The sequence below is a fragment of the Chitinophaga sp. 10T418 genome, from assembly GCF_056394125.1.
On sequence record NZ_JBFTHG010000003.1, the window covers coordinates 888,797 to 911,236 of the forward strand.

General features: G+C 45.7%; 21 protein-coding genes. 7 read left to right on the top strand and 14 right to left on the bottom strand.

Translation table 11 applies throughout. From position 1 onward, the window contains the following. Nucleotides 1–38 precede the first annotated feature (38 nt). From rodA to purD, 6 genes are all read right to left on the bottom strand, one after another. Nucleotides 39–1,325 (bottom strand): rod shape-determining protein RodA, encoded by a 1,287-nt coding sequence (gene rodA, locus AC1DCV_RS11710; protein WP_477023349.1) that lies wholly within the window; start codon nucleotides 1,323–1,325, stop codon nucleotides 39–41. A 30-nt stretch (nucleotides 1,326–1,355) separates the two neighbouring features. Continuing rightward, nucleotides 1,356–3,293, bottom strand: a complete 1,938-nt coding sequence (mrdA, locus tag AC1DCV_RS11715) for a penicillin-binding protein 2 (protein ID WP_477023350.1) — start codon at nucleotides 3,291–3,293, stop codon at nucleotides 1,356–1,358. Nucleotides 3,294–3,345: 52 nt separating this feature from the next. Then, complete coding sequence (mreD, locus tag AC1DCV_RS11720; RefSeq protein ID WP_477023351.1) at nucleotides 3,346–3,855, bottom strand: rod shape-determining protein MreD; 510 nt, start codon at nucleotides 3,853–3,855, stop codon at nucleotides 3,346–3,348. Next, nucleotides 3,852–4,739, bottom strand: coding sequence for a rod shape-determining protein MreC (mreC, locus tag AC1DCV_RS11725; RefSeq protein ID WP_477023352.1), 888 nt, complete (start codon nucleotides 4,737–4,739; stop codon nucleotides 3,852–3,854). Before mreC ends, mreD begins: the two co-directional genes overlap by 4 nt. A gap of 90 nt (nucleotides 4,740–4,829) precedes the next feature. Beyond that, nucleotides 4,830–5,852, bottom strand: coding sequence for a rod shape-determining protein (locus AC1DCV_RS11730; RefSeq protein ID WP_079469708.1), 1,023 nt, complete (start codon nucleotides 5,850–5,852; stop codon nucleotides 4,830–4,832). A gap of 360 nt (nucleotides 5,853–6,212) precedes the next feature. Further along, nucleotides 6,213–7,490: a phosphoribosylamine--glycine ligase gene (gene purD / locus AC1DCV_RS11735; RefSeq protein ID WP_477023353.1), complete on the bottom strand. Its 1,278-nt coding sequence runs from the start codon at nucleotides 7,488–7,490 to the stop codon at nucleotides 6,213–6,215. A gap of 169 nt (nucleotides 7,491–7,659) precedes the next feature. Here purD and AC1DCV_RS11740 point away from each other — a divergent pair, with 169 nt between their 5' ends. The 3 genes from AC1DCV_RS11740 to AC1DCV_RS11750 all read left to right on the top strand — a co-directional run bounded on the left by AC1DCV_RS11740 (nucleotide 7,660) and on the right by AC1DCV_RS11750 (nucleotide 12,256). Further along, nucleotides 7,660–9,378, top strand: coding sequence for a peptide MFS transporter (locus AC1DCV_RS11740; protein ID WP_477023354.1), 1,719 nt, complete (start codon nucleotides 7,660–7,662; stop codon nucleotides 9,376–9,378). A gap of 185 nt (nucleotides 9,379–9,563) precedes the next feature. Continuing rightward, complete coding sequence (locus AC1DCV_RS11745; protein ID WP_477023355.1) at nucleotides 9,564–11,612, top strand: OPT family oligopeptide transporter; 2,049 nt, start codon at nucleotides 9,564–9,566, stop codon at nucleotides 11,610–11,612. Between the two features lie 128 nt (nucleotides 11,613–11,740). Continuing rightward, a complete protein-coding gene (locus AC1DCV_RS11750; protein ID WP_477023356.1) occupies nucleotides 11,741–12,256 on the top strand; it encodes a hypothetical protein in 516 nt (171 codons plus the stop codon). A 121-nt stretch (nucleotides 12,257–12,377) separates the two neighbouring features. Here the strand turns inward: AC1DCV_RS11750 and AC1DCV_RS11755 are convergent, their stop codons facing one another. The 3 genes from AC1DCV_RS11755 to AC1DCV_RS11765 all read right to left on the bottom strand — a co-directional run bounded on the left by AC1DCV_RS11755 (nucleotide 12,378) and on the right by AC1DCV_RS11765 (nucleotide 16,623). Beyond that, nucleotides 12,378–13,583 (bottom strand): DUF1501 domain-containing protein, encoded by a 1,206-nt coding sequence (locus tag AC1DCV_RS11755; protein WP_477023357.1) that lies wholly within the window; start codon nucleotides 13,581–13,583, stop codon nucleotides 12,378–12,380. 124 nt (nucleotides 13,584–13,707) lie between these two features. Next, nucleotides 13,708–15,156, bottom strand: a complete 1,449-nt coding sequence (locus AC1DCV_RS11760; protein ID WP_477023358.1) for a DUF1800 domain-containing protein — start codon at nucleotides 15,154–15,156, stop codon at nucleotides 13,708–13,710. A 258-nt stretch (nucleotides 15,157–15,414) separates the two neighbouring features. Beyond that, nucleotides 15,415–16,623, bottom strand: coding sequence for a molybdopterin molybdotransferase MoeA (locus AC1DCV_RS11765; RefSeq protein ID WP_477023359.1), 1,209 nt, complete (start codon nucleotides 16,621–16,623; stop codon nucleotides 15,415–15,417). Nucleotides 16,624–16,670: 47 nt separating this feature from the next. On the opposite strand from AC1DCV_RS11765, the gene moaC reads away from it, so the two are divergent. Next, the gene (gene moaC / locus AC1DCV_RS11770; RefSeq protein WP_477023360.1) at nucleotides 16,671–17,156 is read left to right on the top strand and encodes a cyclic pyranopterin monophosphate synthase MoaC; all 486 of its coding nucleotides are present in this window, start codon (nucleotides 16,671–16,673) and stop codon (nucleotides 17,154–17,156) included. Beyond that, nucleotides 17,140–17,739, top strand: coding sequence for an NTP transferase domain-containing protein (locus AC1DCV_RS11775; protein WP_477023361.1), 600 nt, complete (start codon nucleotides 17,140–17,142; stop codon nucleotides 17,737–17,739). The genes moaC and AC1DCV_RS11775 overlap by 17 nt, the downstream gene beginning before the upstream one ends. Nucleotides 17,740–17,777: 38 nt before the next feature. Here the strand turns inward: AC1DCV_RS11775 and AC1DCV_RS11780 are convergent, their stop codons facing one another. Together AC1DCV_RS11780 and AC1DCV_RS11785 are read right to left on the bottom strand one after the other, a co-directional pair. Next, nucleotides 17,778–18,179, bottom strand: a complete 402-nt coding sequence (locus AC1DCV_RS11780; RefSeq protein WP_477023362.1) for a molybdenum cofactor biosynthesis protein MoaE — start codon at nucleotides 18,177–18,179, stop codon at nucleotides 17,778–17,780. Between the two features lie 112 nt (nucleotides 18,180–18,291). Further along, entirely contained in the window at nucleotides 18,292–18,606 is a 315-nt protein-coding gene (locus tag AC1DCV_RS11785; protein ID WP_477023363.1) for a MoaD/ThiS family protein, read from the bottom strand. On the opposite strand from AC1DCV_RS11785, the gene AC1DCV_RS11790 reads away from it, so the two are divergent. Both AC1DCV_RS11790 and moaA read left to right on the top strand, forming a co-directional pair. After that, the gene (locus AC1DCV_RS11790) at nucleotides 18,605–18,976 is read left to right on the top strand and encodes a DUF7009 family protein (protein WP_477023364.1); all 372 of its coding nucleotides are present in this window, start codon (nucleotides 18,605–18,607) and stop codon (nucleotides 18,974–18,976) included. The genes AC1DCV_RS11785 and AC1DCV_RS11790 overlap by 2 nt on opposite strands. Nucleotides 18,977–18,981: 5 nt before the next feature. Continuing rightward, nucleotides 18,982–19,953: a GTP 3',8-cyclase MoaA gene (gene moaA, locus AC1DCV_RS11795; RefSeq protein ID WP_477023365.1), complete on the top strand. Its 972-nt coding sequence runs from the start codon at nucleotides 18,982–18,984 to the stop codon at nucleotides 19,951–19,953. Between the two features lie 63 nt (nucleotides 19,954–20,016). Here moaA and AC1DCV_RS11800 read toward each other — a convergent pair whose 3' ends face one another. From AC1DCV_RS11800 to AC1DCV_RS11810, 3 genes are read right to left on the bottom strand one after another with little or no spacing between them, the layout of a single operon-like run. Beyond that, nucleotides 20,017–20,760, bottom strand: a complete 744-nt coding sequence (locus tag AC1DCV_RS11800) for a sulfite exporter TauE/SafE family protein (RefSeq protein WP_441573230.1) — start codon at nucleotides 20,758–20,760, stop codon at nucleotides 20,017–20,019. Nucleotides 20,761–20,762: 2 nt separating this feature from the next. Next, nucleotides 20,763–21,848: a ThiF family adenylyltransferase gene (locus tag AC1DCV_RS11805; protein ID WP_477023366.1), complete on the bottom strand. Its 1,086-nt coding sequence runs from the start codon at nucleotides 21,846–21,848 to the stop codon at nucleotides 20,763–20,765. Between the two features lie 43 nt (nucleotides 21,849–21,891). Continuing rightward, nucleotides 21,892–22,440 (bottom strand): N-acetyltransferase family protein, encoded by a 549-nt coding sequence (locus AC1DCV_RS11810; RefSeq protein WP_477023367.1) that lies wholly within the window; start codon nucleotides 22,438–22,440, stop codon nucleotides 21,892–21,894.

Below are 22,440 nucleotides of genomic sequence, written 5' to 3' on the forward strand. Positions count from 1 at the left end.
CTGCATTTTTGCTAAAGGCTAAAAGCTAACTGCTAAAGCTATCTCAATACCATCTGCCTGTCTGCATCAAGGCGAAGTAATATAAATATCAACATGGTAAACGTCATGAGGGATGATCCACCATAACTTACTAACGGCAAAGGAATCCCGATTACCGGCGCCAGACCAATAGTCATAGCAATATTAATGGCCAGATGGAAGAAGATGATACTCGCGACCCCATAAGCATAGACTCGCGTAAATGTCGATCGCTGTCGCTCCGCCACGAAGATGATCCGGAAAAGCAGCGCCACATAAGTAGCCAGGAATATCACACTTCCGAAGAAGCCAAAGTCTTCTCCTATAGTACAAAAGATAAAGTCAGTACTCTGTTCAGGTACGAAGTCGTAGCGGGTCTGGGTACCTTTCAGGTATCCTTTGCCCCAGAATCCACCTGAGCCGATCGCAATCATACTCTGCCGCGTATTATAAGTCGCTTTAGGATCATTTTCTTTACCCAGCATTACTTCAATACGGCGTACCTGGTAGTCCTTCAGTACTTTGGTAAATGCAAAAGGAACAATAAACATCACGAACAGGCCGCAGAAAGCATACACGCCGAGGATCACTGCCAGCCTCGATCGCTTTCGCTTTATTTCACGCCGGCTGAAATAGATGACCAGTGCGGTGATCACGGTAAATATGGAAAAGAGTACCGTTCGGTCTACTAACAGGGCCGACAATACAAGTACGATACCCGAAAATGCAATCACAAGTAACACACCAGGTAACCCTTCCCGGTACATCACGAGGAAGAAGGAAAAGTACACCAGCGCCAATCCTGTTTCATCCTGCAAGATGATGATGCCAGCAGGTATGAGGGCGAGCGCCGCCGCAATAAGCCGCGATCGTAGTTTCGTAAAATCGGTTTCCTGCGATGACAGGTATTTGGCCAGTGCAAGGTTAGTACATAGTTTGGTCAGCTCCGCCGGCTGAAACTGGAATCCACCAATCACCAGCCAGGAATGCGACCCTTTTACGTCTTTACCTATTCCCAGTACCAATAACAACAGTAGCAGCCCTCCCGCATACGCCAGGTTAGCAGTGGCTGTAAAAAACTTACTGTCTGTAAGCCAGATAATAGCCGCCAGCACCAGCGATATCCCCAGCCAGATCAACTGACGGGAATAGTTTTTACCAGGATGAATAATATCCTGCCATACGTTGTCATCCCCCCGGTATTCCGCAGCAAAAATGGACATAATGCCGATGATCACCAATGCGAGGTACAGGCCAACTATTGGCCAGTCTATCCCTTGTGTCAGTTTGGCTTGCGAGCGGTTCATTATATATTAATCGGTTTATTCGATGATTGGTTAAGGCTTCTTTTTCTTGATAATGGCATTACTATTCAATGAGTCCAGGTGCGATTTCGCCAGCATTGCCGGATCTATTGTTACGGTTTCCATTACGCTCTTCAACAACGGCTGACGTTTAGTAGAGATACTATCCTTCAGATACTTTTCCATCATCAAACTGGCAATAGGCGCCGCATACTTTGCACCAAAACCCGAATTTTCCACAACTACGGCAATGGCTATACGAGCATGCTCTGCAGGTGCAAAGGCCACGAACATGGCGTGGTTCTTCAACTTAACCCTGACACCATTCACGATACCATAGTTTTCTGCTGTACCGGTTTTACCGCCAATGGTAATCCCTTCAATCTGTGCAATACGTCCGGTACCGCTTTCCACCACATCTGTCATACCATGAATTACCGCGCTATAGGCAGAATCGGAAATATGCGCTCCTTCGTGTTTCTGCTTGTACTTATCCAGCAGATGGGTATTGTCGTTATCGATACTGCTTACAAAGTGAGGAATATAGTAGGAACCGCGGTTGGCTACAATACACATGGCATTGGCCATTTGCAGGGGTGTTAACAACAATTCACCTTGTCCTATCCCGAGAAATACGGAAGTACAGGAATTCCAGCTGCCTTTGTAGCGCGCATCATAGTACTTTTTATCCGGTACCAGCCCGCGGCCTTCACTGGGAATATCAACACCTATTTTATGTCCAAAGCCAAAGTTATTCATGTAATCCGCCCACTTCTGCATACCTCCTACTTTGATTCCTCCGAATTTGCCGGCATCCACGCTTAAGCGGTATACGTGCGAGAAATAGGAGTTACAGGAGTGCGATAGTGCCAGTCGCAGGTTGGCAGCGTGCCCCGCATCATGGTGCTCACACTTGATAGGTCGTGAACAGCCATAATAGGCCCCTCCGCAGGGGTAACCAAAGCTGGGAGTAATAACCCCTTCATCCAGTCCTACCAGGGCTATCATCGGCTTAAAAGTAGAGCCGGGAGGATAGGTCGCCTGGATGGCACGGTTAAAGAGTGGTTTAGTGGTATCTGTATAAAGTTTGCTGAAGTTGGCGCTTCTGTATGGACCTGTAAGCAGGTTAGGGTCAAAGCTTGGACCACTCACCATGGCCAGGATACCACCTGTTTGCGGATCTATGGCCACGATACTACCCGATTTACCCTTCATTAATTTTTCACCCAATACCTGCAATTCTATATCCAGGGAGAGCCGGAGGTTTTTACCTGCTATCGCAGCACTGTCAAATTCCCCGTTTTCGTAAGCACCCTGTGGTCTGTTGAGATTATCTTTAATCAGGTATTGTATACCGCGTTGTCCCATTAGCACGGACTCATAGGTTTTCTCCAAACCTGTGAAGCCGAGGTAATCACCGGAGTTGTAAGAGCTATAGTTCGCAGTGTCTTTTAACATGGCCGGAGAGATTTCCGCAATATACCCGAGAATGTTGGCCGCAGTGGCATAAGGGTAGGAGCGGATTTGCCTCGGCACCAGTTCAAAGCCGGGAGAAAACAGGTACATGCTTTCCTGCAGCTGACCGAATACTTCCGGCGCAAGCAGGGGAGCAAAAACGGATTGTCTTACCCGCCCGTTTTTAATGATGGCGGTCAAAATACGTTTTCTGAATTCGTCTTTATCTATTTTTAAGATATTACAGAGATAGGCAGTATCAATACTCTTTACGCTGGCAGGAGTTACTACGAGGTCATACAACACGTCATTGCCGAGGATACTACGGTTTTGCCGGTCGTAAATAATACCACGACTGGGATATATAACCTTACGCAGCACGGCGTTGGCATCCGCCAGCTTGGCGTATTTCTTCTCGACTATTTGCAGAAAGAATAACCTGGTGATGATCAGAATTACCATCCCAAGTATAATCATCTGTATTACTCTCTTCCTGGGCTGATTAAATACTGACATGCTATTAAGGACGGATATATTTAAGTTACAAACCTACGTTAAAAAGCAGAAACTATTTCTTCGAGAAGAACAGCAATTCATACAGTACAATCAGGAAAAGACTGGCCAGTGTTGAAAAGACGATCTTCATTAAGAGGTATAGCACATTGCCTGTACCAAATACTTCCAGTGAAAAAAAGACAGCATGGTGCAGGAATACCAGGATCGCGGCATAGATGAGAAATTGCGATACACCCATGCTGGTCATGGACGGCGTTTTCTGGGTAGTTTCAAAACCACCCTGTGGCGATAGGATATTGATAATAAACGGACGCAGATAAGCGATGAATACGCAGGCAGCAGCGTGCATACCAGGAGTATTCATAAACATATCCAACGAAAGCCCCATCAGCAAACCCATGAGCATCAGCGCAGGGCGTGGCAGGTTAAAGGGCAATGCCAGTATAAAAAGCATGTATAGATATGGGCTCACCAGCTGATGCAGCAATATTTCATTGAGCACAAACACCTGTATCAGCAACAGGAGCACAAAGCGGATTATATTTCTTAACAGTATACTCATTTAATCAACTTATACGTTGAATCTTCCAATCGTTGTTGTTCATCTCTCAGCAGGTTTTCTATCACATACACATATTGCAGGTTAAAGAAATTGGTGGCCAATTTCAACCGGATAGTAAAAGAGGTGCTGGCTTTATCTCCTACGGCAATGTTTTCCACATAACCAATAGGAATATTTTCAGGAAACAGGGCAGAGAAACCACTGGTTACTACCGTATCACCTTTGTGGATCTTTGCACTTTTGGGTACATCTTTCAACAGGGCATAGCCGGCATCTTCACCATCCCAGTGTACAGATCCCATTTCCTTCCCTTGTCCCAGACGGGCGCTGATGGATACGGAATTGGATTTGGACAACATGGACAATACCACAGAATAGTTATCACTCACACTTCTTACCACACCTACTACGCCACTGCTGCTGATAACGCCCATGTTAGGACGGATACCCTGCAGGCTGCCGCGGTGAATGGTAATGTAGTTAACAGGTTTATTGATAGAGTTATTGATCACTTTTGCGGAGAAGTATTCATAGCGGCGAATCTGTGTGCCAATAACTTTATGGGCGGTATCATCGCTGTACTGACGAACCGTATCGATTTTCACCCCGTTGGTGGTAATCATACTGTCGTAGCTGGTTCGCAGGGCATTATGCAGTCGCATGTTTTCGTTCACCAGGCTATCGTTGGTCGACTTCAGGTGAAAATAGTACTGCACATTATTATACTTGTCATATAACTTACCGCTGACATCGTTAGCGGAACTGAGGTAGGCTGTTCGCTGAAAATTATTATGCTGGAACACCAATACCAGACAAATCACTTCCAGCAGCAGAAATAAGAAGAAGTTAAAGTATCGCCTAAAGAAAATGATTAAATTTCGCACAAGCGCGCACTGGTTTTGAGATTTAGAGATTTACGGACTTTTCAACGTTGTTTGACCAACATCTCCAAATCCGTAAATATCAAAATAGTTTTATTGCATCAGGAACGGATACTTACCAACATGCTTTAACGCAATACCAGTACCTCTTACCACCGCGCGCAACGGATCGTCCGCTACATGCACCGGCAGTTTGATTTTTTGGGTAAGACGTTTATCCAGTCCGCGCAGTAAAGCACCACCGCCGGTCAGGTATAAACCTCTGCGATAAATATCTGATGCCAGCTCAGGAGGCGTTGTTTCCAGCGCTTTCAGGATGGCTTCTTCGATCTTAAAGATAGATTTGTCAAGGGCTTCCGCAATCTCCTGGTAAGATACCATGATTTGCTTGGGGATACCTGTTACCAGATCTCGTCCATTAACAGGAATATCATCTGGTGGGTTGTCCAGTTCTTTCAGGGCAGATCCGATATGTATTTTGATCTGTTCTGCCGTTCTTTCACCGATCAGCAAGCTATGATAGCGGCGCAGGGCTTCCATGATATCAGCAGTGAACTCGTCACCGGCAATACGGATACTCTGGTCACAAACAATACCTGCCAGGGCGATCACAGAAATACCGGTGGTACCACCGCCTATGTCAATGATCATATTACCTACCGGTTCTTCCACATCGATACCAATACCCAGTGCAGCAGCCATCGGCTCATGCAACAGGTATACTTCCTTCGCGCCTGCCTGCTCAGCAGAGTCACGCACAGCTCTCTTTTCCACTTCCGTAATACTGGAAGGAATGCAGATCACCATCCGCCAGCTTGGAGCAAATAATGGTTTCTTCGGATAAACCATTTTTATGAGTTCCCTGAGCATTCCCTCAGCGGCATTAAAATCCGCTATCACGCCATCTTTCAGGGGACGTATAGTACGAAGATATTCGTGTGTTTTTTCGTGCATCATCATGGCCTTCTTTCCAACTGCCACAATTTTGCCACTAGCCCGTTCTATCGCTACAATGGAAGGCTCGTCCACTACCACCTGGTCATTATGAATTATCAGCGTGTTCGCTGTACCAAGATCAATCGCGATTTCCTGCGTTAAAAAATTAAAAAATCCCATTGTTGATACGGTCAAAAATTAGAATGCAAAAATGAATAATTCCAACGAATATACGATGCAAAAAATGGATATTCTTGCAATAATACAGCTAAATATTAAAAAAAGTTATTTGTTGTGCAAACGGCATAGTAACTGCTCTCTTTATGCTCCGACCAGATGAACGGGATATCCCCGTTTTAATTGTTCCTACTGCCTAAAATTACGCCTTTACAAGTCCCGCTTTTCAATTGTCCTGGACCAGCCCTCCTTACTGGATTGTTATAGCTTTTAGCCATTAGCTGCCAGCAGTTAGGGATTTAAGCGAATCCTTAACCGCTAAGGTCCCTAACTGCTAACGGCTAAAAGCTAACTGCTAATCCGCTATACAAATTCGAATCCGATATCACGGCGATAGCCCTTACCATCAAAGGTAATCAACTCTGCTGTTTGCACAGAATGAGCCAATGCCATCGACAGGTTAGCAGCCAGTGAAGTAACAGACAATACACGACCGCCGTTGGTCAGCACCTCGTCGCCTTCCTGCCGGGTGCCGGCATGAAAAACAATCTGGTCGGCCGTTGGAGCCGGAATACCACTTATCACCTTATTCTTTTCATATGCTTCAGGGTATCCTTTTGATACCAGCATTACCGTAGCTGCAGCACGCTCATCAGCGTAAATAGTCTGCTCATTCAGTTGGCCGGATGCTACCGCATTGAACAATTCCAGTAGATCATTTTTCAAACGGGGCATTACTACTTCCGTTTCCGGATCGCCCATACGACAGTTATACTCAATCACGAAAGGCTCCCCTCCTACATTAATCAGGCCAAAAAAGACAAAGCCATTGTACACAATTCCCTCCTTAGACAAGCCTGCTATGGTAGGTCTGATCACCTGATCCTCTACCTTTTTCATGAAGATAGGATCCGCAAATGGTACCGGAGATACCGCTCCCATACCACCCGTATTCAGCCCCTGATCACCTTCCCCTATACGTTTGTAATCTTTTGCTTCAGGTAATATTTTATAGGAATGCCCATCGGTAATGGCGAAGACAGACAGTTCTATACCAGACAGGAACTCTTCTATCACCACTGTTTTGCTGGCCTCACCGAATTTGGCAGACTTAATCATTTGCTGAAATTCTTCTGCCGCCTCCTCGTAAGAAGAAGTGATGATCACCCCTTTACCAGCAGCCAATCCATCTGCTTTTAATACGATTGGTAAGGAGTGCTGCTGAATGTAAGCGAGCCCCTCTTCATAGTTATCAACGTTAAACTCACGGTAACCAGCGGTAGGGATGTTATTCCGCTCCATGAAAAGCTTGGCGTATGCCTTACTTCCTTCCAGCTGTGCACCTTCCTGTGAAGGACCCATTACCGGGATATGCTGCAGGGCAGCATCCTTTTTGAAGAAATCATAGATCCCGTTCACCAGGGCCTCTTCAGAACCGGGCATCACCAGATCAATAGCATTGTCCAGGCAAAAGGACTTTATCTTTTCAAACTCACTCACTCCCATGTTTATGTTCTTACCACATTGGGCGGTACCGGCGTTACCCGGAGCAATAAACAGTTGACCGCAAAGCGGGCTTTGTGACATTTTAAGGGCCAGTGCGTGTTCCCGACCACCACTTCCAAGTAATAGTATGTTCATATGAATTGCCTAATAAATGCAGATGCGAAAGAAAGTGCAAAGAAAGATCAAAAAAGCGCAAAAAATGAGCATTTATACCATTTTTTTACGCAGATAACCGAATTTATTTAACTTGCCATATTTAAAGGTTCTCGAAATCTAAACAACTATTGCTAAAACTAACCAATTTATGATGCAAACTGCTGTTGCACAAGAGTCCCCTATTGCCTCGCAGAAGGGCCACCCTAAGGGCCTCTCGGTATTATTTGCCACGGAAATGTGGGAACGGTTTAACTTTTATGGTATGCGGGCGTTGTTAACGCTCTTCCTGGTAAATGCACTGGCTTTCTCTGAAGCAGATTCCTCTATCATCTATGGCGGATTCCTGGGATTATGTTACCTGACCCCTATGCTGGGTGGTTACATCTCCGACCGCTACCTCGGTAACAGAAACTGTATTATATTAGGTGGTTTCGTAATGGGTTTTGGACAACTGCTCATGGTATTAAGTGGTATCCTCTACGCCAATAACGTTGAAACAGCCAAAATGATCGTATGGCTGGCTCTTTTTGTAATCATTATCGGTAATGGCTTCTTCAAACCCAACATTTCTTCTATGGTGGGTCAGCTGTATCCAAAAAATGACAGCCGCCTCGATTCTGCCTTTACCATCTTTTACATGGGAATCAATATGGGCGCCTTCCTGGGTATGTCCATTTGCCCAATCCTCGGCGATGTGAAAATAGAAGCCACTGGTGTAAGAATAGTAAGCGCCTTCAAATGGGGATTCCTCGCTGCCAGTATCGCCATGTTCCTTGGCACCATCCTCTTTTACTTCCTGAAAGATAAATATGTAGTAACGCCTGCCGGTGAAGCTATCGGCGGCAAACCCGACTTCTCCAAATCTACCGGTACTACCGCTACCGGTGAAGCCGACAAAGCCAACTTCACTACTCCCGCCATCTTCGGCGTACTTGTGTTAATGGTGGTACTCTTCTTCGGTATTCACTACCTGTCCATCGACCCCAATCCCATCAAGTCATGGATATATCCATTTATATATGCCGCTGGTATCAGCCTTGCTGTATTAATCCTTACCGATAAATCTATTACCAAAGTAGAAAGACAAAGAATAACTGTAATCTACTTTGTCGCATTCTTTGTAATCTTCTTCTGGGCTTGTTTTGAGCAGGCAGGATCCTCCCTCACATTCATTGCCGACTATCAAACAGACCGCCGCATCTTTGGATGGGACATGCCGCCAAGCCTTGTACAAAATGCCAACTCTATCTTCATCATCGTATTTGCATTGCCTTTCAGCTGGTTATGGCTCAAATTACAACAACGCAAACTGGAACCGATTTCTCCGATAAAACAATCACTGGGACTGGCATTGCTGTCATTGGGCTTTTTCATCATTGCCATTCAAATGAAAAGTCTGGGTGCCGGTGAAAAACTGGGTGTAAGCTGGTTGATCCTGATGTACCTGTTCCATACCCTCGGTGAATTGTGCTTATCCCCGATAGGCTTATCACTGGTGGCTAAACTGGCTCCTCACCGTTTCTCTTCTTTGCTGATGGGTGTATGGTTCCTGGCCAATGCCGCCGGTTACGCACTGGCTGGTACCCTCGGCGCATTGCTCCCGCCTACCATGGACAAATACGAGCTGGCTACCAAAAACGGTATCGACCTGAAAGGCATACTGGATGGTACTATTAGCGCCACAGCACAACAAATTGATAAATTACACGAACTCAAACTGGCTGCACATTACCCTACTTTCGCAGGTTTCACTATTCACAACCTCTATGAATTTTTCATGGTGTTTGTGATCCTGCCAGGTGCTGCTGCCGTTCTATTGTTCCTGTCTAACAGCTTCCTGAAAAAATGGATGCATGGCGTTAGATAAGCACAATACCATATAACTGAAAGAGGGAAGCGGATTTAAATCCACTTCCCTCTTTTTTTATGCGAACCGTTTATATTAATACTGTGGTATAACTATATGACTATTTAGTATCATTGCACGACTAATGCGGTATTTTCACTATATTAAATAGTACAACATTCTACCTGTAAATTATAAATACATTTATGTCTGACAACAATTTCAAGCCTTTTGTTCCACCTGGCGTACAAATGAAGGAATTTACACTCAAGTCCATTCTATTGGGTTGTATCTTCGGTATTATCTTCGGCGCAGCTACCGTATACCTCGCGCTGAAAGCGGGTCTCACCGTTTCCGCTTCTATTCCTATCGCCGTTATTGCTATTACTTTAGGGAGAAAATTTTTCAACACCACTATTCTTGAAAATAATATTATCCAGACCACCGGCTCCGCAGGGGAATCCATTGCTGCCGGTGTAGTATTTACCCTACCGGGCTTCTTATTCCTGAGCGACGGTGGTGGCACCCAGTTCTTCAACTACTTTACCATCCTTATCCTGGCCATCTTTGGAGGGATCCTGGGTACGCTGATGATGATTCCACTACGAAAATCACTGATAGTAAAAGAGCATAAAACCTTACCCTATCCGGAAGGTACCGCCTGTGGCGATGTACTCATAGCAGGAGAGAAGGGCGGCGACTTTGCCAAAACAGCATTCTATGGACTCGGCTTTGCCTTTGCTTATGCCATCTTTCAAAAGATCCTGCATGTGATTGCGGAAACGCCGGAATACATGACCAAACAGGCCAGTAAATTTTTCCCCTCTGCCAAAATCAGCGCTGACATTACACCTGAGTATATGGGAGTAGGGTATATTATTGGTCCCCGTATTGCAGGAGTACTGGTAGCTGGTGGTGTGCTGTCGTGGCTGGCACTCATTCCGCTGCTGGCTTCCCTGCTGCCCGCAGAGACCATTGCTACCCAGCTGGTGAAAATAGGCTACCTGGCCAACCTGCAAACACCAGGCGGACAAGGTAACTGGAATCCGCTCACCCATACTTTTACAGACTATTCTGCAGCAGTATATTATGCGTATGTAAGACAAATTGGTGCGGGTGCAGTAGCAGCCGGTGGTTTCATCACGTTGCTGAAAACAATACCTACCATTATATCTTCTTTCAAAGGAAGTTTAGGAGCTATAAAAGATGGTTCTGAAAACGCAGGTACAAAAGGGAGTGTACCCAGAACAGAAAAAGACCTTAGCCTGAAAGTGGTACTGTTTGGTAGTCTTGCCCTCATCCTGCTGATGGCTTTTCTGCCACAGCTACCGGGCGATTCTATCGGCAAAAAATTACTGGTAGGTTTACTGGTAGTGGTATTTGGCGCCTTCTTCGTAACAGTATCCAGTCGTATTGTAGGCCTGATCGGCTCTTCCAACAATCCTATTTCGGGTATGACCATCGCTACACTGATGGGGACTTGCCTGGTATTTATTGCAGTAGGCTGGACCGGTAAAGTATATGAGCCTATGGCCCTGGTAGTGGGTGGTATGATTTGTATCGCAGCTGCCAATGCCGGTGGTACTTCACAGGATCTGAAATCCGGATACATTGTAGGCGCAACGCCTATGTATCAGCAGTTGGCATTGTTTATTGGCGCTATCGTATCTTCTATTGTTATTGGTTTAACAGTAAAGTTTTTAGATAAGCCTACGGCAGACATGATAAAGCATGGTGTAATAGATCATGCGATTGGCAGCTCGTACTATCCGGCACCACAAGGTACGCTCATGGCTACACTAGCCAAGGGAATCCTGTCATTTAACCTCGACTGGCAATTTGTGCTGGTAGGAGTATTCCTGTCTATTACCATGGAATTGTGTGGTGTAAACTCTCTTTCTTTTGCAGTAGGTGCTTATCTGCCGTTGTCTACTACACTTCCGATCTTCACCGGTGGCGCTATCCGCGGCCTGGTAGACTACAAACGAAAGAAAGACAACAAAAAGGTTTCTCCGGAAGAAGAAGAACTGGGTAAAGGTAATCTCTTTGCCACAGGGCTGGTAGCCGGTGGGGCAGTGGCGGGCGTTATCATCGCCATCCTGGCTGGTTTCGACAAGTCTGCGGAGGTACTCGCCAAATTAAATAACCAGGAAGTACTCACCAATATCCTGGGTCCGGGAGGTTATTATATAATAGGTTGCGCCTTTTTTGCGTTTATGGGCTGGTACCTGTACCGCACCGCACGTAAAGCATAATTAGCCAACTTTTCAAGATAAGGGCGATGCCGGTAACTGGGTGTAACAATCCATTACCGGCATCCGTTTTTTGTATTTAAATGTTTAATTTAGTCGCGGAATAATTAAAACTGTTTATAATATAACCTATGCGTATATTAGTTACCGCACTACTCAGTGCCATTACATTGCTGAGCATTTCCTGCGGAAAGGATAAAAATAAAGACGATAGCCTCAAGCGCAGATTTATATCAATGAAACTAGATAACAAAATCTATCTTTCAGAAAGTCCCAAAGGCACTATTTACGTACCTAACCTTACAGATGAGAATCCGGACAATGACTATCCCAAGATGGAAATCACTGGCCAAACCTATGGAGGAGACCAGGTATCCTTTACATTAGCTGCCGCCGCCCTGCCTTTTAAACCAGGTGTATATGCAGCCACTAAAAAGGGAAACAGCATGCTGATGATGCTGGCCAGTACTTATACCACCCTCACTTCCGAAGGAAGTACCGATTTTTATATCACTATTACACGTATAGATAACGTTACTGTAGAAGGTACCTTTACCGGTACACTGAAAGAAACCACCGGCGCCGGCGGACCAAGAGCTGTAAGAGATGGCAATTTCAGAGCTGTTATTACACAGGTGAGCCAGTAGAGCTTTTAGCCATTAGCTTTTAGCTTTTAGCAAAATGCAGCGGAGATCATCCGCTGCATTTGTTATAAATATCCATCTCCGCTGCATTTTGCTAAAAGCTAAAAGCTAATGGCTAAAAGCTCTAAATAAATTCCATATGCGGGTATTGCATCCGCAGCACTTCCCGGTCATCCGCCCCCAGCCACTTGCTTAACAATGTGGCGTACACACTCTTAAAGTCTACTTTGTATTGCAGATCACCATCTTTTAAATTCATCAGATCGGGGCCTTCATTAATAAAACCTGGCTGCTTTAATCCTCCGCCTACCAAAAACATATTGTTCGCAGTGCCATGATCTGTGCCCCCACTTGCATTTTGACTCACCCTACGGCCAAATTCCGAAAACGTCATTACCACTACATCCTGGAAACGGTTGTTCTTTTTAAGGTCGCCGGTAAATATCGTCAGGGCATCGCTTAGCTGGCCAAATAACCGCGCCTGCTGATCCTGCTGATTTACGTGCGTATCAAAACTACCATGTGATACATAGTAAACTTTTGTATTGATGTCAGACATCACCAGGTTGGCAATGGTTCTCAGATTTTTACCCAGCTCCGTATTAGGATAAGCTTCGGTCGACTTATACGTTTTGAATTGCTGTTGAATATAAGCAGCGGAAGAAATAGTTTCTCCCATGGTTTTATACAGATAATCTACGTTGCTGTGATGATCATCACCAACAGGATGCTGTTGCAACAGCTCTTTAAAATACTGATCGTTGCTCGTGCCGAAAAGCCGCGTTGGATCTGTTACTGCAAGCCCTTTATCACTATCTCCTTTCATAGCAAGACTCAGGGTATCATCTATTTCAAGTGCCTGTGTTGGCTTATCACAACCTTTGCATTGTGCATCCAGGTAGCGCCCTATCCAGCCATCAGACCAGTATTCATTTGACTGACTGGCGGAATGCCAGATATCCATGGAACGGAAATGCGAACGATCAGGATTAGGGTATCCCACATTATTCAGTATGCTCAGTGATCCATCATCATACAATGCTTTTAATCCTTTTAATGCAGGATGTATACCCAGGTCATCATTCAATGCTAATGCCGCTTCTCTCTTGATACCCAGTGATGGCCTGGAGCTGTAATAAATATCATTGCGATAGGGTATGATGGTATTAAGTCCATCATTGCCACCGGACAATTGTATAATCACCAATATCTTGTTGCCAGGAGGAACCAGCGCTCCTCTCTCCAACGCTTTCAGGAATTTAGGCATCATCACTGCAGCCGAAGCCAGCGAGCCCACCTGTAAAAAACGACGCCTGTTAAGAATGAGCATATGATATTTTTAACTGTTAGTCATTAGCAGTAAGCTTCCGGCTACCTGCGTTTTATCGTTATGTTACTTTTGGCTTTTTTATCTATTAGCAATCAGCTAAAAGCTAACTGCTAATGGCTAAAAGCTAACACAATTGGTACTCCGGCGTACTCATCACATCAATGGTCACCGTTTTAATATAGTTTTCCCGGCTACTGCTATCTGCATATTTCTCCAGCATAGACCGGTTAATCTGATTGGTTTGTTGCAGCAATATGCCGGCAATTTCGTTGGCCAGATTTTCCCGGGGTACCTCGCTAAATCCCTGTATATAAGGACTCCAATCAATTGTTGCATTTACCTTTTTGGCAAATTGCCGTTTGAGAAAATCATTGACCTGCAAAGTCATTTTATAATTACCGCCATCTCCCATTTCCGGTGTTAACTCTTTCGGCATCACATTAAATGCCTGAGAATATAAAATCACCTGTGGCACTCGTAGGCGGAACATCAGGCTGGAACTATCTATCCAGTTACGTCCACCGGGCCAGCCGGCTACATTGGGCGGATAAAAAAGGAGTTGCCCCAGCACCCGTTGGAACAATAACATGGTTTCCTCTTTTTCAAAAGTCATGGGAATTGCCCGGCGAATACCCACCAGTAACTCCACCGGCGATTTAATACGATTACCAACAATGCTGCTGTCGTAGAACCAGTCGGCCATAAAGATTTCCCGCATCAACGATTTTATGTCATACCCGGAGTGATAAAATTTTTCAGACAACGTTGCAATACGTGCTTCATCCGGCGTTTCGCTGACAAAATATTTGTAGATTTTTGTAGTAATAAATTTCGCCGTCTGCTTTTGCTCCAGCAGTATTTTCAGTACATCATCTCCATTAAAATTCCCTTCTTTCCCCAGCAACGATTTGATACCATCATCATGTTGTTTATCGCGGAATGCAAATGTACCGCCTTCATCAAAACCCCAGCCGGTAAATGATCTTGCCGCTTCTTTCACATCCTGTTCGGAATAGTTACCCCTGCCCAGCGTAAACAGCTCCATCACTTCGCGTGCAAAGTTTTCGTTGGGATGTTGTTTACGGTTTTGCTGATTATTCAGGAATTGCAACATCGCGGGACTTTTGGACACTGCGCTCAGCAGGTCACCGAAATCTCCCAGCGCGTTGTCACGTATGACCGCCAGCAATTGCTGGTTAAATAATATATTTTGTGTACGACAGGCAAAATGTCCATGCCAGAAAAGACTCATTTTTTCGCGCAGCGGATGCTCACTTTTTATCATCGCAGTTACCCAGGCTACATTCAGATCTTTAATGCCCTGTGTATTCATCTCCCGCAGATTTTTTCTTTCTTCGGGTGTCATTGTTTTAAGCTTCCGGTAATCCGGAAGATCACTAACAGCCAATACATCCACCGATACCGGTGGTTTCTTTACAGGGCCAATGAGCACTTTATTCACAATTTCTTTTCGCCTTCTACTTTCCCAGTCTGAGATAACGGGGAGGGTTTCTCCAAAGCCAGCGCGCCAGGCGAGATGTTGCAACTGAGTTTTGTGGACAACTTCGGCCATAAGCAAATTATTTATGATAAGACTGCCAAATGCCTGGCGGGTTTAAAGGATCAGCTATTATTTGTTTCGCTGTTCTGGCAAGCAGAACGTTTCCCTCTCTGCGTATATACGGAATCGTTATGAGCTATATAGTTTAGTATCAAAGTATTCCAGCGCTCGCGGGTTAATATTATCGTTATGGGTTAGGGCTAAGCAACATCTCCTCATCAGCGTATATACTTTATCGTTGCATGAAACGTCCGATCCTTTGATTATTGCTTAACGAAAGCGCCATACCTGGTAGGTGCTTCCTTTTTCAAAAACATTTTCTTCCAATGGTAGCGTAAGAAACGCATCTGCTTTCAACAAACTGGCCAGATCGCCGGAACCCTGATACGGTTGCGGAATAGCGATCATCCTGCCATCGGGTTGTGATTGCAGTTTTACCGGCAAATAATATTCCAGTTCTGCCTCAAAAATAACTTTCTCTGATAACTGCGCATAGCAAGGTTCCTGTAATATAGCGCCCATAGCAGATTGTATCCATGGTTGTACATATCTGTAAAAACACATAAATCCTGAAACCGGATTACCCGGCAGGGCAAATACGACAGGCCCCTCATTGAAACGACCAAACAGGAAAGGCTTTCCGGGTCTTTGCTGTACTTTATGAAAAACCTGTTGCATACCCAGTTGCTGTAATACAGCAGGGAGATAATCAAATTTGCCGGCACTCACTGCGCCGGAACTAATCCAGATATCGGTTTCTTCCAGTAATGATTGCAGCTGTTCTCGCATTTCTTCGGCTTCATCATTCAGGTGTATGTAACGGGCTTTAATGCCCATCTGCTCCAATGACGCCAGCATACTGTATACATTAGACATACGGACCTGGTGAAGCGCCGGGGTAGTGTGCACAGGTACCAGTTCATTGCCGGTGGCAATGAGTACCACCCTGGGTTGTTTGCTCACCAGCACATTAGTTTTACCTACAGTAGCCAATACACCTGCTTCTGCAGGCCCTATCAACCTGCCCGGAGGGATGAGTACCGCGCCGGTGGCGATGTCAGAGCCTATTCTATGAATATTTTGTCCTTTTTTTACGGCCTTATGTACGGTGAATCGGCGAAAACCTTCGTGTTCAGAGGGGGTGAGGTGTTCGTAGGGAATGACCGTATCTGTCATTTCCGGGAGAATAGCGCCTGTCATCACTTCTATACAGTTAGCCGTATTGGAGAGCTGCAACTGCGGCGTACCCGCAGCCTGTATGTCTTCCACGCCAAAAATATGTTGCCCCCGGGCAAAGCTGTCGTAGTTAACAGCAATACCGTCCATAGTGATGCGGTCAAATGGCGGGAAAGGCCTGTCGGCCAGTACAGACTCCCGCAAAATACGGCCGGTGGCGGATTCAAAAGGCACCGTTTCGGTACCCAGGTCCCGCACAGTTTGTATGACAGCCTTAAATGCAGCAGCAACAGTCAACATCATTTTGAATTACTTTTGTAGAAGGTGAACTTGTTTAAATTTATGCTTTTATGTCCAATGAATCAAGTGGTGGTTTTTCTCACCTGAACGAAAGCGGCCAGCCGGCAATGGTAGATATCAGTGGCAAACTGGATACTTATCGTATAGCCGTTGCCGAGAGCCGTGTTTTTTTACCGCAGGTAGTGCGGGACCAATTCCAGGGGCAGGACATTCAAACCCGCAAGGGTGGCGTATTTCAAACGGCCATCATTGCAGGAATTATGGCCGCAAAAAAAACACCGGAGCTTATTCCGCTTTGTCATACCTTACTACTGGATGGTTGTGATGTAAAAATACAGCTGGAAGAAACAGAAGCCGTTATCCGCTGTACCGTTAAAACTACTGGTAAAACAGGCGTGGAAATGGAAGCACTCACCGGCGCCAGCGTAGCAGCACTCACCATTTACGATATGTGTAAAGCACTCACCCAGGATATGGTTATCAGAGAAACCAAACTGATCAGCAAAACAGGTGGTAAACATGACTATACAAGATAATACACCTCCTTTGAAAGGACTGGTGCTATGCGGCGGCTTCAGCACCCGAATGCAGGAAGATAAAAGCACCATCGCTTATCATGGCATGCCGCAATGGCAATACCTGGTAGCACTATTGCAATCTTTTTTAACAGAAGTATATATTTCATGCAGAACAGAACAGCAGGATAATTTTTCCGCATATCCGCACCTGATACCGGATAGCGTTTCCTTCGGCGGACCTTCTGCCGGCCTGCTCAGCGCCCATGCGCTGCAACCGGCAACGGCCTGGCTGGTACTCGCCTGCGACCTGCCCTTACTCAGCAAACAAAGCCTGGAATTACTGATTCAATCAAGAGATGCCACTAAATCAGCGACTTCTTTTATAAGTCCTTTTAATGATTCGCCAGAACCTCTGATCGCCATCTGGGAGCCTGCCGGATTAGCCACACTGCAGCAGAATGTGATCGCCGGCAGGAACTGTCCGCGCAAAAGCATGCTGAACATGGATATCGCTTTACTGCAAAACCCATATGCTACCGAGCAGTTCAATGCAAATACACCGGAAGAAAAAGCAACAGTACTTTCAAATTTGGGGTTGTAAATCGGAATCCTGTTCCTGGAGAGCTGATTTAAACATGCTCAGACAATTTCCCCATCTGCAAAAAATTCCTTTTTCCAGATAGGCACCGTCTCTTTAAGGGTATCTATCACATATTCACAGGCATCAAAGGCAATACCGCGGTGCGCGGAGGCTACCGCTATCACTACAGCAATGTCTCCCGGGTATTTGTCTCCCACGGCATGCAGCATCACCAGCTTCTGTATATCCCACTTTTCCTGCACCTGTGCCGCTATTTTCTCCATTTCAGATATCGCCATGGCTTCATAACATTCATAGTAAAGTTTGAGAACTTCCCTTTGTTTGGTATGATTTCGTACGGTGCCGGCAAAAATAACCTCTCCACCGCATTCCGGCGCTTGTATGAAGTCCAGTGCTTCCTGAACAGTGATGATTTCTTTAATGTTTATTAATACTTCCATCTTATGAATACTAAAAACCAGGTTTAATGGGACTTTATCTCCCTTTACCACATCATTTCAAGTCCACCTCAACTCCATGTCAAGTCCACCTCAACTCCGCATCAAGTCCACCTCACCCCCCACTTACCGGCGGTATTACGGCAATTTCATCCCGGGCGCCAATCAACTGCGCATCCGTGGCATAAGCCCTGTTTACCGCTATCATCAAGGGTTTAAGCTGTTGCAGGGAAGGATACACTTCATAAAGCCATGCCTTCAGCGCCGCCACATCCGTGATATGTGCAGGTTTTTCCAACACCGGTACACCCGCAATATCCTTTGCTGCTCCAAACAGTAATATCCCCATACTCGTTAAATTGTTGGCTAAAACTACAATATAGCCCCGATAAAGTAGTAATTTTAATACGGCAGTTAAATCATTTTTCATGAAAATACGGTTAAGAGGCAACGGCATCAGATATCGCCTGGATAAAACGGATATAGAACTACTGGAAACTACCGGCAAAGTGGAATCTATCACCCATATTGGTGCCGGCACCCTCCATTTCTGCATACGCGGTAAGGAAATCACGGATCCCATCATTAAACTGGAACAGGACGGTGTTCACCTGCTGGTACCCCTTACACGCCTGGCCGACTGGTATACACCGGAGCAGGTAGGATTTGAACTCATTCTGCCCAATGCGGACGGATCAGAACTAAAAATCCTGGTAGAAAAAGATTTTAAATGCCTTACAGAAAGAAACGAAGACGAAAGCCAGTCATTCGATAATCCAATGGCCGGCCAAAACTGCTGATAAAAATGCTCACGGATGCCCATCATCGCACCATCGATTACGTTAGACTGTCGGTAACAGACCGGTGCAATCTCCGATGCACCTACTGCATGCCGGAAAATATGCATTTTGTACACAAAGCAGCATTACTGACCGATCATGAAATCATTTCCCTGCTGCAAATACTCGCGGCAGCAGGTATTTCCAAAGTAAGAATCACCGGCGGAGAACCCTTTCTGCGACCGGGCTTGATGACGCTGCTGGAAAAAATAAAAGTAATACCAGGGATCAAAGAAATTGCGATCACCACCAATGGCGTACTTACACAACCTCATATTCCGGCACTGCACCAACTTGGAATTACCAACATCAACCTTAGCCTGGATACCTTGCAGGCAGCACGTTTCGTGCAGATAACACGCCGCAACAGGTTTACTACGGTAATGGATACACTCCAAAGTCTGCTGCAACATAACATGCAGGTAAAAATCAATGCGGTAGTGATGGAAAATGTAAATACAGATGAACTCACCGCGTTCACTGCACTTACCCGCGACAACGCACTTTCAGTAAGATTCATAGAGGAAATGCCTTTTAACGGACAAGGACATTCATTTTCAGGTATCACCTGGAACTATCATAAAATACTGGATACTATCAGTGAAGCATATCCGCTACAGAAAATAAACGATGCACCTCATTCTACATCGCTCAATTATCACATCCCCGGCCATAAAGGTAATATTGGCGTCATTCCCGCCTACAGTCGTACTTTTTGCGGCACCTGCAACCGGCTCCGTATATCCGCCACCGGTAGTATGAAAACATGCCTGTACGGGAATGATGTATTGAACATAAAAGAAATATTGCAGCACGATGCACAAGGACTGTTACCTGCTATACAAGCCGCCATACATGCACGGTTTGCCAACGGATTTGAAGCAGAGCAACAGCACACCGAAAAAAATATGGAGAGCATGTCCATCATCGGTGGATAAAACCAGCCACTAATCGTTGCCTGTTCCGGGTTATTGAAAGTAATCATTTGGGGAATACCCGCTTTACTTTATCAGCATTCTTACGCCTGCATATAAAATCAACACCGCAGTAGCACCCGCTACCCATCTGGGTTTCAGCACTTTGGCACTCAAAAGCGCACCTATTTGCCCGCCTGCAATAACGGCCAGCAATAGTGGTCCTGTAAACTTAAGATCAAATACGATCGCATGTTTTGCGGCCTGACCAGCCAAACCGGCAATAGAATTTACCAGGATAAAAAAGCTGCTTAGCCCGGCGATATTTTTTGCGGTATCATATTTCCCCAAACGTAATACCGGCGATAAATAAATGCCACCGCCAATACCCGTCATCCCGGATAGTAATCCAATGGCGCCGCCAATAATACCGTATACCACCCCATTTCCCTTTTCAGCAGGGATAATGGGTTCCTCCCGCTCAAAAAACAAACGATAACACATCACCAGGGCTGCCAGCGTGAGCGCAATACCCAACACCAGGAAAAACGTAGCCTGTTTCATAGGCAGGTAACTACCCAGAAAAGCCAGCGGTACACTCACCAGCGACAGCTGCCACGCCTTTTTCAAAGGCAGATGTCCGCTTTTATAAAAGTGATAAACGCCACCCACCACTACGGCTACGTTACATAACAATGCAGTGGATTTCATCAGCTGAAAATCTATGCTCCACAACGCCAGGATAGCCAGATAGCTGGAGCCTCCTCCAAAACCGGCAGCAGAATAGGCCAGTGCTACCAGGAAAAAAAGTAAACAGAGTTCTGTGATCACGGTTAATAAGTTTGCATCCGATCATCTATTACACTTGCCCAGGCGTGAATACCGCCTTCTACGTTATATACCCGGTTAAAACCGAGTTCGGTTAAACGCTGTGCTACTGCCCGGCTACGCATGCCGTGGTGACAAATCACCGCAATAGGCGCTTCCGCCGGCAAGGCGTCTGTCTGCTGCAATACACGTCCCATCGGAATATGCAACGACCCCGGTATATGACATATTTCCCACTCATCATCTTCTCTTACATCCAGCAACATAAAGCGGGCACTGCTTCGCAACCACTCCTGCAGTTGTTGCACAGATAAGGATTGTACACCTTCCATTTCACAAACGGTTTGTTGATAATTATTTTGCAGTGCCGTGATCTGCTGGTTGGCAGCTATCGGCGTAATATTAAATACCATCTGGGTATTATGCAGGGTATCTATGGTCATTAACTGATTACGGAGCGGAGTGCCTATACCTGTAATCACTTTCACCGTTTCATTGGCCTGGTAACAGCCTATCAGTCCAGGTAGTACACCCAGTACGCCAATATCATTACAGTTAAGCATTTCCCCGCTTTCCGGCGCTTCCGGGAAGATACAGCGATAGGTAGCCCCTTCCTGGTAGTTAAATACGCTTACCTGTCCCTCGTATTTGTAGATAGCTCCATACACCAGTGGTTTACCGGTAATTACGCAGGCATCATTGACGAGGTAACGGGTACCAAAATTATCGGAGCAGTCTACCACTACATCATATGCACGGAATAGTTCCAGTGCATTATCAGTAGTCAGCCAGGTATCGTGTATCACATGTGTTACTTCCGGGTTCAGCTGCTGCAGGCGGGAGGCTGCCAGTTGCACTTTAGAGATGCCCTGATCCGCCGTGGTATAGAGTACTTGTCTTTGCAGGTTGGTTACATTTACGGTATCATGTTCTACAATCCCGATGGTACCCACCCCCATGGCGGTAAGGTATTGCAATACCGGCACACCGAGGCCACCAGCGCCTATTACGAGCACTTTCGCCTGTTGCAGTAAAGCTTGCTTTTCAGGCCCAAATCCTTCCAACCGGGTCTGACGGTCATATCGATCCATGCTGTTTCATTTAAACCTTAAAATTAATCGTATTCGGGAGAAATTATGGCAGTGGTTTTATCTGCCGGTACATAGTCACCAGGTCGGCATAGACCCCGGTTTTTTGAGCAATGGCTTGTGGCAGGCGCCCGCACTCCATAAAGCCGAAGTTGCGGTATATCTGCATGGCTTTTTCATTGGGCGAAAAAACATGAAGATAAATCATGTGCAGACCCGGACGTTCTTCTGCCCAGCGTAGCATGGCGGTAATAAGGCGGCGGCCTATGCCCATATTATTCCATTGATTTTCCACAGCAATGCCCATTTCGGCAGTATGTGCCTTTTTATGAAGTCCGCTGTGATTGACGTTGATAGATCCTATAATACGGCCTTTTACAATGGCTACCAACAGGAGTTGATTGGGGTTGTCCAGGTAGGATTGAATATAATCTTCCTCAGAGGCGACATCCAGCTCCAACGACTCTTTCTGCGTAAAAAGCAGGTAATCCGTTTCCCGGGTCAGGCGCTGAAAGCTGGCTAGCAAAGCGGCGGCATCTTTAATTTCGGGAGGGCGAATGATGAGTTCGTCGCCGTTGGGCAGAAAATGTTTCAT